Origin of the sequence: Gulosibacter sediminis (genome assembly GCF_030011715.1) — a bacterium.
Taxonomy (GTDB): domain Bacteria; phylum Actinomycetota; class Actinomycetes; order Actinomycetales; family Microbacteriaceae; genus Gulosibacter; species Gulosibacter sediminis.
Genome location: NZ_JASCYH010000005.1, coordinates 24666 through 38003, shown reverse-complemented (window position 1 = coordinate 38003; position 13338 = coordinate 24666). Strand labels below are relative to the sequence as shown.

The window sequence follows — 13338 nt, the reverse complement described above, 5'->3', positions numbered from 1 at the left end:
GCAAGGAACTGCTCGCGATTGCAGTCATGCGGTTGATCCCTAGTTCTCGACGGGGTCACCGGCGCCGGTCGCAAACCTCTCAGTCAACACATGGTGACCCGAGATGATCGAGATGCGATTGAACACCCCGATCGAGATGGCGATCCACTCGATCGCGGTGATCTGTTCGTCGCTCAGGTCAGCACCGCACCCGCGGTTTACGCGGCGCGCGCGGCCTCGGCCGGCAGTTCGGTCGTGAGCTCCGCGATCTCGAGGCCCGCGCGCTCGACGTCGCTGAAGACGCCTGCCTCGCGCCAGACGGATGCGAGGTGCAACTTCGCCTCGTCGACGCTGGCCTCGCGCGCGGCGGGCACGTGCACCGAGAGGCAGCGCGCGCATCCGTTCATCTGCGAGACGCGCACGTTGACGAGTTCGACGAGCGAGCGAGGACGCCGGCTGCCTCGGCCGCATCGACGGCAGCCTGTGCCATCCGGACGGCACCGCGATATACGCCGCGTTGTTGGCGAGGAAGGTCAGGCAGGGATTGCGTGCTCGTCATGCGCTGAGAGTACCTGCGCAGTGCGCCTGGACCCGCAATGGAAAAGAAGAACGACCCTCGCAACTGCGGGGGTCGTTCTGTGCGGTAGCAGGAGCGGGGCTTGAACCCGCGACCTCACGATTATGAGTCGTGCGCTCTCACCAACTGAGCTACCCTGCCACGGGATCAGCTGCCGGTCGAGCAACTGATGGAGCCCCGAGCCAGGATTGAACTGGCGACCCCTTCCTTACCATGGAAGTGCTCTACCACTGAGCTATCGGGGCGGAACCACAGACGATTTCTCGCTTGGGCACCAGAGGAGCCTAGCAAGCACATCCTACGATGTGCAACTCCGGTGGCTATTCAGTTGTTGCTGGTTGCACCGGCCGCCGGGGCGAGCCGCGCATCCGAAAAACTAGTTGCTGATCTTGCTGACGAAGAGGTCTTCGACGAGCGCGGTGCTGTCGGACGACTCGAGCTTCGAGTCAGAGCCGAGGCCCACCGTGGCGGTGAGTTCGGTCGGCATCGAGGTCTCAACACCAGCGACGTTGACCTTCTTGAGGAACGTGATCGGGTCGACGTAGTCGCCGTTCACGTGGATCTCGAGGTGAAGGTGAGGGCCGGTCGAAAGGCCGCTGTTGCCAACACCAGCGAGCTCGTCGCCGACCTGGACCTCGTCACCCTCTTCGACCTTGATGGTGCTCGGGTCGAGGTGCGCGTAGAGCGAGGTGACGCGCTGGCCTTCAATGACGTGCTCAACCTCGATGTAGTTACCGAGCGACGAAGCGCCGTCGAGGTCGACCTTCTTCACCACACCGTCGGCGATTGCGCCGATCGGGGTGCCCTCACCGGGGGTGAAGTCCTGGCCACCGTGGAAACCCGAGGTACCGGCGGGGCCGTTACGCGGGCCATAACCGTCGGTGAGCTGAACGCCCATCGGGAACGGCCACTGCACGTTCGCGGTGATGTCGTTCTCGTAGGTGGTCGAGTCGGGCAGCTTCACGCCGGCGGCGAGGTTCGCGGCGGCGGCGGTGCCGATCGAGGTCACGGCGGTGGCGTCATCGGTGCGAGTGGACTCGTGCGCGACAGCCTGACCCGAGACTGAAAGCGACTGCGCGTTCTCTTCGACGGCGGCCTGCTGCGCCGCGTCGGCCTGCGCAACCTCGGCGTCGCTCGAGCTGAGCGCGCCAATCGCGGCGGCCGAGCCAGCGCCGAGCATGACGGTGCCGGCGAGGAAACTCAGGGCAACCATCGAGCCGCCGAACTTGCCGGCGCCGCTGCCACGACCGCGGAACGGCAACACGGTGCCGGTCGCGTCGTCGGCGGATGCGCGAAGGAAGGCTGCGGGAATCTCGGGCTCACCGACGGGCGCCTCGGGAAGCGAGTTCTCGTCAACGTCGTTGCGGGCCGCGCGCACGTCTTCGAGCGAGATGATCGGCGCGATGGAGATAGGGCCGGTTGCGGGGTTGAGCGTCTCGACGATTTCCGTCGTGAAGTTCGTGACCGTCTCGGAGTTGGCGGGTTCGGCAACCGAGGGCTCGGCGGGAGCCTGGGGAGCGGCGAAGAGTTCGGGGTTGACCCGGGCGGCGGCCTGCGCAGCCTGGGCCGATGCGCTGCGGAGCTGCTGCTCGCGCTCGGCGGCGCGCTCTGCCTCGCGGATCTCGCGTCGCGTCAGAGCGGGCGCTTCCTGCTGTGGTGCGACCTCAGCCGCAGCCTCGGGAGCCGCAACTTCGGCTGTCGTCGAGTTCGCCGCTTGCCGGGCCAACATTGCCGCACGTTCTGCCGCTCGCTCGCGCTCGCGCAGTTCCCGTCGTGTCAACGCCACCATAGGCTGCGTCGAGTCGAGACCATCCGTCATTACGTACTCGCTCCAGATAGGGGGATCTTCACCGAAGAATTTGGACTCGCCAATCATAACGATAAAGTTACGAATAGGACAAGGCTAAATCACGATTTGGTAAAAGTCCCTGATCAGAGCAGATCTTGGGGCGTGACCTCAGATAACAGATCGACCAACTGCGCCACGATGCGCGGATGGCCAGCCACAAGACTACTGCGTCCCTCGCGCTGCTCCAAGTCGAGGCCCGACACGCTCGCACCCGCCTCTTTCGCGATCAGGGCGCCGGCCGCCCAGTCCCATTGGCTCAGCCCGAACTCGTAGTACGCGTCGATCTGGCCGGTGGCGACGGCGCAGAGGTCGAGCGATGCCGCACCGATGCGGCGGAGGTCGCGAACCTTCCCGATCACATTGAGCAGGGCCTGCGCCTGCAACTCACGGCGGGCGGCGGTATACGAGAAGCCGGTCGCGACGAGCGTGCGCGCGATATCCTCGGGGCCCTCGCCCAGCTGCAGCGGTTCGCCATTGCGCCAGGCGCCGCCACCCGCGACCGCGGTGTATGTCTCGCCCTGCTCAGGACTCACGACTGCGCCGGCGAGAATTTCGAACTCGGTGGGCTGAATCGAGGGATCACCCGTGACCGCCGCGATCGACACCGCGTAGTTGGGGAGGCCGTAGAGATAGTTGACGGTGCCGTCGATGGGATCAACGACCCAAGTGATGCCGGACTTCGTCGCGCTCGCGTCGCTTTCTTCGCCGAAGAAGCCGTCGTCGGGGCGGAGCTCGCCGAGGCGAGCACGGATGAACGCCTCGCACTCGCGGTCTGCCTCGGTCACGATATCCACGCTGCTGCTCTTGGTGGCGGTGACGGAGATTCCCTCGCGTCGGCGGGTCGCGATCAGCTGGCCGGCTTCGGCGGCAAGCTCGGATGCGATGCGCAGCAGCTCGGGCAGTTGGTCGTGGATGCTCGAATTCGTCACGCCGCGACGGTAGCAGCCGGAATCAACGTGCACGGGTGTCGCGTTTTTGTGTAAACTCGTCCGGTACGCTTAATCGCGCACAACCCGGCTAGTTGCCCGAGCGGCCAAAGGGATCTGACTGTAAATCAGACGGCTCAGCCTTCGGGGGTTCGAATCCCTCACTAGCCACATTCCGCACTACTGAGCGGAACGCAGCCCCCAGCAAGCTGAAGATTCAGCAGGCTGGGGGCTGTTTCGTTGCGCTGAGGTTTTTCCATTGCGCCGAGGCTCTACTCGCCGTCAATGAGAGTGGGACCCGCACCGTTCGACGATGCGGGCCCGAAACGCGCAGCGGCATGCTGCTCGAGGCGGAGTTCTCCCCCGGCTCTTACCAGCCGCGCCCGACGGTCTCGGGTAGCGGGGTCGGTGGATGCTCGAGCCGGTACCCGATATCGAACCGTTTGCGCCCGCCAAGGCGCGGCTCCTGCGTCCAATCCAGGTGCTCGGGTGGGATGAACCACACTGTGCCACCACCCCGCGACTTTTCGCGCGCGACTTGCGCAGGCGGCCCCGGTTCATGCGTGATCCGGACACCCCACCCCTCATGCACCCGATGGTGACACGAGGTACACAACAGCACCCCGTTATCGATATCCGTCGTGCCGTCGTGCGCTTTCCACCACTCGATATGGTGCGCTTCCGTCATCCCGGGTGGCAGGCCACAGAACGCACACCCACCATCCCGCTCCACCAAGGCGAGGCGCTGCGCCCGCGAGAAGTGGCGATATTCGCGCCCCAGGTCGAGGACTTCGCTGTCACCGCCGAGGACGACAGGAATGATGTTCGCGGCCGAGGCGCGACGACGCAGGTTCCCGGCATCGAGCATCGCACCACCCTCGGACTCGGCCGCCTCGCCCTTGCCCGTCAGGTGCGCGCGCAGGCCCTCGGCATGCATCCGAATCAACACCGTCGTCGTCACCCCAGGAACCTCGTCCTGCGCGCAACCAAGCAGGTGCTTACACGCTTCGACGAGCGCATCGGCCTGCATCTGCGGAATCGACCGCGTGTCCTGGTCCACCGCAACCGGCGCAGTACCCTCGTCGACCGAGACTGGCTCCCCGCCGTCGCCGGTCGGGCGGAACATGACCGTCGACCCCGCGACCTCACCATCGGTGGGGAGTTCCGGGTCGCCCTTCACGTTGTTGCCGCGAGAGGTGCGCAGCGCGTTCGTGCAATACGCCTCGAAGAACTTCGCGACATACATGCCAGCTTCCGGATCGAGCTTCGCCTTCACGTGCAGCATGCCCGTGTCGATGTCGGTAGAGATCTTGACGCTCCGCTCCCGCCGTTGCTTGAGGAAGGACGGCTCGAGCCCGTCCGGGTCGAGTTGCGCCTCCAACCGGGCTTCGACCTTGCGGAAGTCGGGGATGCGCATGCCGGTCTTCGCGACCTCAACAATCTCGCGTTCCCCCTCGGCGAGTTCTTCTTCGAGGACGCGGGGAGCCATGCGGCGGCGGAGCTTCACGACCTCGTTCGCGTGCGCGAGCCCGAGTTCACCTGCTTGTAGCGCGGTCGCGACGTGCTGCGCCGGCGGCACGAAGCGTTCGCCGTTCCAGCGTTCCTGGCCAACGACGTCCTTCCCGATGCGGACGTACGCGTCGGCATCGCGCTTCTCGGTCCGCAGGGTCTCGGCGACAAGGTCGCTGGCGTCGCGGCAGCCGTGGCGGCGCGCCAACGCCTCCTCACCACGTGTCACGTCAGAGCGCACCGCGACCTCGTTCGCGACGACCGCGACCGCCGCACCGAGTTGGCGGTGCATCGCCCCAAGGTGCTGGAGAAAATCGAGCACGTCCGCATCATCCGCGCCCGTCAGCGAATACGCAAGCTCTTCCGACGAGCCCCGCCCGTGGGTGAGGGATTCCCACGACCCCATTAACTCGGTGAACCTCGTGCGCAGGCGTCCTGCGTGGGAGTGGTCGGCGAACGAGAAGTCAGAAAAGTTGGTGACGGACATCGGAATCACCTCCTCAGGTGACTGCAACAGTGCGTACTTCTATTCTACGAGTAGCAGGCTCAAAGTCAATCTATGTAGTATTTATGTTCGAAGCTGGCTCCCAGGTTCCGCAATTTTCGCACCTACCGTTCCCCTGTGGACACCTGTCTCTTACTGCAAACTCATTGTCACCCGAGCCACCGACACGACCGAGGCACCCCGACACGACGATGCCCAGGTGCCCGGGGCACGCGCCCCAACCGTCATCGCACCCGCCCCGCACCCGCACCCGCACTCGCATCAGCATCAGCATCAGCATCAGCATCAGCATCAGCATCAGCACTCGCACTCGCACTCGCACTCGCACTCGCACTCGCACCAGCACCAGCACCAGCACCACAAAAAATCGGCCCCAGCACGCTGAAGTCTCAGCAGGCCGGGGCCGATTCGCGACACTGGCGTCACGCCGAAGCAACTACGGCTGCGGCACAGCCGTCAGCGCGATCACCTCATCGTCAAAACCGAAGCTCGAGGGCCGGATGCTCGCCACGAGCTGGGCACGCTCGCTGCCGCCAATCGTGTCGCCATCCCGAATAACTGGCCCCTCGACCGTGAGATACACGGCCGTGTTCGCGAGCACGTCGCGCACGCCCGCGGCAACGAGGCCGGATCCCGGTGCTATCTCGAGGTCGCGCAGCCCGAGATCCCCGAGCCCGCGGGTAAAGCCGTGCGCGCCGTCGCCCTCGCCGCCAACATTGACCGACACCCACAGCAGCGTCGCAGGCTCGGGCAGCATCGACTTCGCGAAGTCGCGATACAAGCGGGGCGAGACAACGTGCCCCGCTCCGCGCAAGTAGATGGCCCGCGTCGCGCGATCGATGCTGATCACCGACGCCACCACGCGAGTAAGCAACGAGGCATCTTCAATGGCGTCGGCCGACCGCACACCGTCGTCACCCACCGGGCGCGCCACAGCAACGAGCGAAAGCTGCGTCGCGTCGGTGGGCACCGCATCGTCGGGATTCCAGAGCCGGCTCGCGGCCACGAGTTCATCGAGCGGCTCCGACACCGTGCCCGACTCGAGCCGGATCACCACCACGCGGTCGCCGACCCGCAGCGTGATCGTGCCGTCGGGCTGCTGCTCGACGTCGCTCACCGTGCCTTCAAGCTCGGGCCAGTCGCGCTCGAGCTGCCCGACCAGGGCGTCGGTCGACAGCTCGCCGCCGTCGGGTCGCCGCAGCAGCATCGCCGTCTGCACGCCCGAGCGCGCATCCGACTGGCGCTCGCGCTGCTCGGTGCCGGTCGCTCCCTCGGGCTCGCCCGCACCAGGCTCGTCAGCTCCCTCACTGCCCGCACCCGGCTGCGCAGCACCCGCGACACCTTGTCCTGCTTCATCGCCACCCGCGACGCCCGGGCTCGCTTCGTCGCCACCCGCGATGCCTGGGCCCGCCTCGGTGCCGCCAGCGACTCCTGCTCCTGCTTCGTCGCCACCCGCGATTCCTGCGCCCGTCGCACCAACCGGCGGGATGCTCGCGAACTGCTCGCTCGAAGCTTGGTCCTGCGGCTCGCCGCCTTGGTCCACAGCTTCTACCCGGCCACCTTCAGAACCGTCCGTGCCAGCACCAGCACCAGCACCATCCGCCCCCACGAACGCAAGGCGCAGCACCTCGCCGTCGCCGTCGGGAATCGGCGTCGAATCAACCACGAGCAACGCGGGCGACTTGCCGTCCGACGACGCGAGCGTCTCGCCGGGGGTCAGCACCGGTCCCCTCCCCTGCAGGTAGCTCGCGATGCCGAAGAGTGTGCCCGCGGTCTCGTCCTCGGCCTGCGGCGACCACGTGAGCTCAAGCTCGGGCAGCCCATAGAGCACCATGCCACGCGTGTGCGCCGCAAAGCCGCCATCCACAGGCCGCACCAGCACGCGCACCGCATACGCAAACAACCGCTGCTCCGTGTCGTGGTGAAAATCATCAAAGCAGCGGGGGTCTATGAGATCGTTGCCCTTGTTGAACCCAACGCTCAGCACGCCCGGCACGAGCTGCACAAGCTCGGAGGTCACACCGCCAAGCACAAACATCTCGGTCGCGAGGCGCTCATGCTCGGGCTGCTCGGTGTTCGGCGCAAGGTCGTGCAGCGAGACCGTGACGAAGTGGCTCGGCTCGGGCCGCGACGCGCCCACCGGCCAAAACCGCCCGGTCGGCACCGAAGTGTCAAAGAGCCCTCCGTCCGCGGGCGCCTCGCGCACCGCGATCGCCACCACATAGCTGCCGATGACGAACATCGTCTCGAAGCCCTGCCGGTTCTCGGGCGGCACGATCTGCGTCGACTCACGCTCGATACCCCAGTCGGCACAGAGCCGCTCAACGATCGGCTCGGCGTCGAGACTCGAGGGCCGCTGCGCGAGCGTAAGGAAACTGGCAACCGACACGGCGGGGCCTCGCTTTCGTAGAAACGGGTGCCTCCACCGTAGAAAACCGACCCTGAACATGCGAGCGTCGGCAGACTGACCGCCCGTAGACACAACGATGGATGCTCGGCTCGGCCCCGAAAGACGGCCGCGAGCCGCGCGCGGCAACGTACGATGGCAGCATGGCTGATTCCTCGTTTGATGTCGTGAGCAAGGTCGATCACATGGAGGCCGCGAACGCGGTGAACCAGGCGAGCAAAGAAATCGCGCAGCGGTATGACTTCCGCGACGCGGGCGCCTCGGTCGAGCTCTCCGACACGAAGTTCATGATGAAGGCGGCGAGCGAGGACCGCGTGCTCGCGGTGCTCGACGTGCTGCAGTCGAAGCTCATCAAGCGCGGCATCTCGCTGAAGTCGCTCGACACCGGCGAGGCCTACCCCTCGGGCAAGGAGTACCGCCTCGAGGCGACGCTCAAGGAGGGCATCGACCAGCCCAACGCGAAGAAGCTCTCGAAGCTGATCCGCGACGAGGCACCGAAGACCGTGAAGGCGCAGATTCAGGGCGACGAGTTGCGCGTGAGCTCGAAGAGCCGCGACGACCTGCAGGCGACGATGCAACTACTGCGCGGCGCCGACGTCGACCTCGACCTACAGTTCGTCAACCTCCGCTAAGCAGCGGAGACCCACAACCCCATGCTCCAGAGCGAGTCCGGAGGCGGCGGAATCTGGCTCGGCCCGCTCGGCTACTGGGGCCTGAACGACAGCACGTGGTGGATCACCCTGATCGGCGCGACGAACCTCGTCATCGTCATCACGATGCTGTTCACCGTCGGTAAGAACCGGCGCCCGACGACCGCCGTGGCCTGGCTGCTCGCCGTCACGCTCATCCCCTACGTCGGCCTGCTGCTGTTCGCGATGTTCGGCAGCAACCACCTGCCCCGTTCGCAGCGGCGCAAGCAGGAAGAGTTCGACGAGCTGCTCCGCGAGGCTACGCAGGGCCTTGACGACCGCGTGACGACGACGATGCCGAAGCGCTTTCGCCAGGTCTCGCGGCTCGCGCGCACGCTCACAGCCATTCCACACCTGCCGGGCAACCGCATCCAGATTCACACCGAATACGACGCGACGATTCTCGAGATGGCGCGTGAGATCGACGGCGCCGAAGACTACGTGCACATGCTCTTCTATACGGTCGGCTACGACGACATCACGAAGCCGTTCTTCGACGCCATCGAGCGGGCACAGGCACGCGGCGTCACGGTGCGCGTGCTCTTCGACCAGATCGGCACGGTGCGCTACAGCGGCTACAAGCAGCTGCGCAGCCGGCTGCGCGCGATGGGCGTCGACTATCACCACGTCTACCCCGTGCTGCCGTGGAAGGGCGGCTGGCAGCGCTTCGACCTGCGCAACCACCGCAAGCTGCTCGTCGTCGACGGCCGCGTCGGCTGGGTCGGCTCGCAGAACGTCATCGCCCGCGACTACCACAAGGGCGGCAAGCCGGGCGAGCGCAAGCTGTGGCAAGACATCATGCTGCGGCTGCAGGGCCCGATGGTGATCGCGCTCGACGCCGTCTTCCGCAACGACTGGTACATGATCACGGGCGTGCTGCTTGACGACGCCGACGACCCGTCGGCGCAGTATTACATCGACGAGCTCGAGCGGGCGCGCGTCCTCGGCGACGTCGAGGAAACCTATGACTGCCAGCTGGTGCCCTCCGGCCCCGGCTATGAGAACGAGAACAACCTGCGCATCTTCGTGCAGCTGCTCTACCTCGCCCGCAAGCGTGTCGTCATCGCCACCCCGTACTTTGCGCCCGACGACTCGATGCTCTACGCCATCACCACGGCGGCCCAGCGCGGGGTCAAGGTCGAGCTGTACGTGTCAATGAAGGGTGACCAGTTCTTCATTCAGCACGCGCAGCAGTCGTTCTACGAGCAGCTGCTGCGCTCGGGCGTGCGCATCATGCGGTACGAGGAGCCCTACATCCTCCACGCCAAGCACATGACCGTCGACGACGAGGTGTCGTTCGTCGGCTCGAGCAACCTCGACATGCGCTCATTCACGCTCAATGCCGAGCTCATGCTGCTCGTCTATGGCCGCGCGTTCGCCACCCGGATGCACGCGGTCGAGGAGTCGTACCGCGCGGCTTCGAAGGAGCTCACGCTGCACGAATGGCTTGAGCGCCCCTGGTACCGGGAGGCGGCCGACAATGTCGCCCGCCTCACCTCGGTCGTGCAGTAGCGCAGGAGCGCGAAGCGTCCGCTACTTCGTGTCGCCCGTCTCGTCGCGCGAGACGTTGATCATCTCGTCGCGTTCGACGACCTTGACGCGCTCGCGTCCCTCGGCCTCGCCGAGTTGCTGCTCGTGCGCGTCGAGTCGGCGCCAACCCTCGAGGTCGGTGAAGCGCACCTGGCGCTTCTCGAGCAGCGTGAACAACTCCTGCTCGTCGTCGATCGTCGGCTGCCACCAGTTCGACTCGTCGCCGAGAATCTGCTCGACGGTCTCGCGCGCATCCGACTTCGTCGCGCCGATGAGGCCGACGGGGCCGCGCTTGATCCAACCGGTCGCGAACAGACCCTGCACGCGCTCGCCGTTACCGTCGACGACCGCACCCGCGATGTTCGGGATCACGCCGCGGCGCTCGTCGAACGGCACGTCCTCGAGCGGCGAGCCGAAGTAGCCCACGGCACGGTAGATCTGACCGACGGGAATGTCGCGGATCTCGTCGGTGTCGGCGACGCCGCCGTCGGCGGTCGGCTCGGTGCGCACGACGCGCAGCGCCGAGACGCGGCCGTCCTCCGTGACCACCTCGGCGGGGCGGGCGTAGAAGTGCAGGTGGATGCGGCGGGGCGCCTCGAGCGACTCCTGCTCGCCCCGCCACTTGCCGAGGATGCGGCTGATGACGAGGATCTGCTTGTTCTTCTTCGCGGCCTCGTCGGACTCGGGGTCGCGGTCGAAGTCTTCCTCGGCAACGACGATGTCGACGCCGGGCACCTCGCCGAGCTCGCGCAGTTCGAGCGGCGTGAACTTCACCTGCAGCGGGCCGCGGCGACCGAACACGTGCACGTCGGTGACGGCGGTGTTCTTGAGACCCTCGTAGACGTTCGCGGGAATCTCGGTCGGCAGCATGTCGTCGGCGTGCTTCGCGAGCACGCGCGCGACGTCGAGCGCGACGTTGCCGTTGCCGATGACCGCGACCGACGATTGGTCGAGCGGCCAGGTGCGGCTCGCCTCGGGGTAGCCGTCGTACCAGTTCACGAAATCGGCGGCGCCGTAAGAGCCCTCCGCCTCGATGCCGGGAATGTCGAGGTCGGCGTCGTAGAACGCGCCGGTCGAGAAGATGACGATGTTGTAGCGCTGCTGCAGGTCTTCGAGCGTGATGTCGGTGCCGAAGTTCACGTTGCCGAAGATGCGGATGCGGCCGGTGTCGAGCACATCGCGCAGCGCGTTCACGACGCCCTTGATGCGCGGGTGGTCGGGTGCGACGCCGTAGCGCACGAGGCCATAGGGGGCGGGGAGCCGCTCGAAGAGGTCAATCGAGACCTCGTGCGTGCCCTCGGCCTCTTTCATGAGGATGTCCGAGGCGTAGATGCCGGCGGGTCCGGCACCGACTACGGCGACGCGAAGACGAGACATGGTTGCTCCTACTCGTGGCGGATGGTTCAAGTGATGATCGCCGGGTCAGACACCGGCGGCGCTGGGCTCGCGCCTAAAAGTCGCGTTCGACGAGGCGCTGAGCGAATTCTCGCAGCGCCTCCTTGACGACGCCCGAGGGCAAAACGTCGAGCGACGCGGTCGCGCGGTGCACGTACTCGTGCGCGGCGTCGATCGTCTCGCGCGTGACCTCGTGGGCGCGCAGCTCGGCGATGATCGCGTCGACCTCGGCGGCGTCGGCCCGCACCTGCGGCTCGGGGCGCGCGAGGGTCTCGTCGGCGCTGCCGGGCTCGCTGCCGGCCACGCGGGTGCGGATGCGGTCGAGCAGGTCTGCGGCAGGCGCATCCCCCGCCGCGGCGCGGCGCTCGAGCAGCAGCACGGGCAGCGTCTCGACGCCGGCGCGCAGGTCGGTGCCCGCGCGCTTGCCGGTCGTGTCGGCGGCCGGCGAGAGGTCGATCACGTCGTCGACGATCTGGAAGGCGACGCCGACGGCCTCGCCGAAGTCGCGCATCGCGGGGCGGAACTCGGCCGGCGCATCCGACAGGAGCACGCCGTACTCGCTGGCCGCACCGATGAGCGAGCCCGTCTTGTCGGCGAGCACGCGGATGTAGTGGTCGATGCGGTCTTCGCCCTCGCGCGGGCCGATGGTCTCGTGCATCTGCCCGAGCACGAGCCGCTCGAAGACGGTCGCCTGCATGCGAATCGCCTCGGCGCCGAGGTACGAGAAAATCTGCGAGGCGCGGGCGAAGAGCAGGTCGCCGGCGAGGATCGCGGTCGAGTTGCTCCAGCGCAGGTGGGCGGCGGTGACACCGCGGCGCAGCGTCGCCTCGTCCATGACGTCGTCGTGGTAGAGCGACGCGAGGTGGGTGATCTCGACGGCCGCGGCGGCCTCGTCGAGCGCCGCGCTCACGGGCTTCGGGCCGAGCTGGGCCGCAAGCAGCACGAGCATCGGGCGCAGACGCTTGCCGCCAGCGCTCATGAGGTAGGTCGTCGTCGTGGCCGCGACCTGGTCGGAGTACTTCACCTGCTCGTGCAGCACCTGCTCGACGCGCTCGAGCCCCTCGTCGAGGGTCGCCTTGAGCTTGCGCTCGGCCGGTTTGCCGAACAGCTGCTTCGCGAAGCCGGCACCGATCGCGCCGTGTGCGGGGCGGCGCGCCGAAGTCGAGGCGGTCACGTAGTCTCCTGAAGCTTGCGAGTGAGGTGGATGCGGCGGGCTAGGCCGCGGGTTTCGTGCCGCGGTGCAGCGCCACGATGCCGTAGGTGAGGTTGCGGTAGGCGACCCGCTCGTAGCCGACCTCGCGCAGCCAGCTCGCGAACGTCGCCTGCTCGGGCCACGCCTGAATCGTGTTGAAGAGGTAGTCGTAGGCCTCGGGGTCGCTCGACACGAGCTTGACGATGCCCGGCATGAGCACGTTCATATAGGTGTCGTAGCCGAAGTTCACGAGCCCGTTCGTCGGGTGCGAGAACTCGCACACGAGGATCTTGCCGCCGGGCTTCGTGACGCGCAGCATCTCGGCGAGCGCGCGCTTGGGCTCCTGCACGTTGCGGATGCCGAAGCTCACCGTCGTGACGTCGAAGGTGTTGTCGTCGAAGGGCAGCTGCGTCGCATCGCCCTGCTGGAACGTGATGTTCGGGTGGTCGCCGTGGCGCTTGATGGCCTCCTCGATCATGCCGTGCGAGAAGTCGAGGCCGGTGACGGTCGAGCCGTGGTCGGCGAGGATGCGCGTCACGGTGCCGGTGCCGCAGGCCACGTCGAGCACTTGCTGGCCGGGGCGCGGGTCGATCGCACGCCGAGCGCGCATCCGCCAATACGGCGTCACACCGAGCGAAAGTACGTCGTTGGTGAGGTCGTACCCGCGGGAAACTCGGTCGAACATCGACGAGACGTCGTCAGGTCGCTTCGCGAGGTCGGGTTTGGTCACCCGAACAGTCTAGGACACCCTCCGCTCCCTGCCTTCGCGCGCGCGGTACG

The 13338-nt window shown here is 66.8% G+C and carries 10 protein-coding genes and 3 tRNA genes; 3 read left to right on the top strand and 10 right to left on the bottom strand.

Annotated elements, in window-relative coordinates; all coding sequences use genetic code 11:
• Positions 1–197: 197 nt before the first annotated feature.
• From QM019_RS03420 to QM019_RS03400, 5 genes are all read right to left on the bottom strand, one after another.
• Positions 198–488, bottom strand: a complete 291-nt coding sequence (locus QM019_RS03420; RefSeq protein ID WP_428831953.1) for a carboxymuconolactone decarboxylase family protein — start codon at positions 486–488, stop codon at positions 198–200.
• A 135-nt stretch (positions 489–623) separates the two neighbouring features.
• Positions 624–697: transfer RNA gene (locus QM019_RS03415), tRNA-Met, on the bottom strand.
• A 29-nt stretch (positions 698–726) separates the two neighbouring features.
• A tRNA-Thr gene (locus QM019_RS03410) sits at positions 727–801 on the bottom strand.
• Between the two features lie 131 nt (positions 802–932).
• A complete protein-coding gene (locus QM019_RS03405; RefSeq protein ID WP_282827689.1) occupies positions 933–2285 on the bottom strand; it encodes a M23 family metallopeptidase in 1353 nt (450 codons plus the stop codon).
• Positions 2286–2488: 203 nt separating this feature from the next.
• Positions 2489–3334: an inositol monophosphatase family protein gene (locus QM019_RS03400; protein ID WP_282851859.1), complete on the bottom strand. Its 846-nt coding sequence runs from the start codon at positions 3332–3334 to the stop codon at positions 2489–2491.
• 86 nt (positions 3335–3420) lie between these two features.
• Here QM019_RS03400 and QM019_RS03395 point away from each other — a divergent pair.
• Positions 3421–3502: transfer RNA gene (locus QM019_RS03395), tRNA-Tyr, on the top strand.
• 199 nt (positions 3503–3701) lie between these two features.
• On the opposite strand, the gene QM019_RS03390 is transcribed toward QM019_RS03395, so the two are convergent.
• Both QM019_RS03390 and QM019_RS03385 read right to left on the bottom strand, forming a co-directional pair.
• Complete coding sequence (locus QM019_RS03390) at positions 3702–5327, bottom strand: HNH endonuclease (RefSeq protein ID WP_282851858.1); 1626 nt, start codon at positions 5325–5327, stop codon at positions 3702–3704.
• 454 nt (positions 5328–5781) lie between these two features.
• Complete coding sequence (locus QM019_RS03385; RefSeq protein ID WP_282851857.1) at positions 5782–7734, bottom strand: DUF4261 domain-containing protein; 1953 nt, start codon at positions 7732–7734, stop codon at positions 5782–5784.
• Positions 7735–7895: 161 nt separating this feature from the next.
• Between QM019_RS03385 and QM019_RS03380 the strand changes: the two genes are divergently transcribed.
• Together QM019_RS03380 and cls are read left to right on the top strand one after the other, a co-directional pair.
• On the top strand, positions 7896–8384 hold the full coding sequence (locus QM019_RS03380) for a YajQ family cyclic di-GMP-binding protein (protein ID WP_125106761.1): 489 nt from the start codon (positions 7896–7898) through the stop codon (positions 8382–8384).
• A gap of 21 nt (positions 8385–8405) precedes the next feature.
• On the top strand, positions 8406–9953 hold the full coding sequence (cls, locus tag QM019_RS03375; RefSeq protein ID WP_282851856.1) for a cardiolipin synthase: 1548 nt from the start codon (positions 8406–8408) through the stop codon (positions 9951–9953).
• A 21-nt stretch (positions 9954–9974) separates the two neighbouring features.
• On the opposite strand, the gene QM019_RS03370 is transcribed toward cls, so the two are convergent.
• The 3 genes from QM019_RS03370 to QM019_RS03360 all read right to left on the bottom strand — a co-directional run bounded on the left by QM019_RS03370 (position 9975) and on the right by QM019_RS03360 (position 13288).
• Positions 9975–11348 (bottom strand): FAD-dependent oxidoreductase, encoded by a 1374-nt coding sequence (locus QM019_RS03370; RefSeq protein WP_282851855.1) that lies wholly within the window; start codon positions 11346–11348, stop codon positions 9975–9977.
• A gap of 73 nt (positions 11349–11421) precedes the next feature.
• Entirely contained in the window at positions 11422–12540 is a 1119-nt protein-coding gene (locus QM019_RS03365; RefSeq protein WP_282826091.1) for a polyprenyl synthetase family protein, read from the bottom strand.
• Positions 12541–12580: 40 nt separating this feature from the next.
• Entirely contained in the window at positions 12581–13288 is a 708-nt protein-coding gene (locus QM019_RS03360) for a class I SAM-dependent methyltransferase (RefSeq protein ID WP_282851854.1), read from the bottom strand.
• Positions 13289–13338 lie beyond the last annotated feature (50 nt).

Excerpts from the sequence above, each read along its gene's own strand:
- QM019_RS03405 (WP_282827689.1), bottom strand. The coding sequence starts at position 2,285 with ATGTTGGCCCGGCAAGCGGCGAACTCGACGACAGCCGAAGTTGCGGCT.
- QM019_RS03390 (WP_282851858.1), bottom strand. The coding sequence starts at position 5,327 with ATGTCCGTCACCAACTTTTCTGACTTCTCGTTCGCCGACCACTCCCAC.
- QM019_RS03380 (WP_125106761.1), top strand. The coding sequence starts at position 7,896 with ATGGCTGATTCCTCGTTTGATGTCGTGAGCAAGGTCGATCACATGGAG.
- cls (WP_282851856.1), top strand. The coding sequence starts at position 8,406 with ATGCTCCAGAGCGAGTCCGGAGGCGGCGGAATCTGGCTCGGCCCGCTC.
- QM019_RS03370 (WP_282851855.1), bottom strand. The coding sequence starts at position 11,348 with ATGTCTCGTCTTCGCGTCGCCGTAGTCGGTGCCGGACCCGCCGGCATC.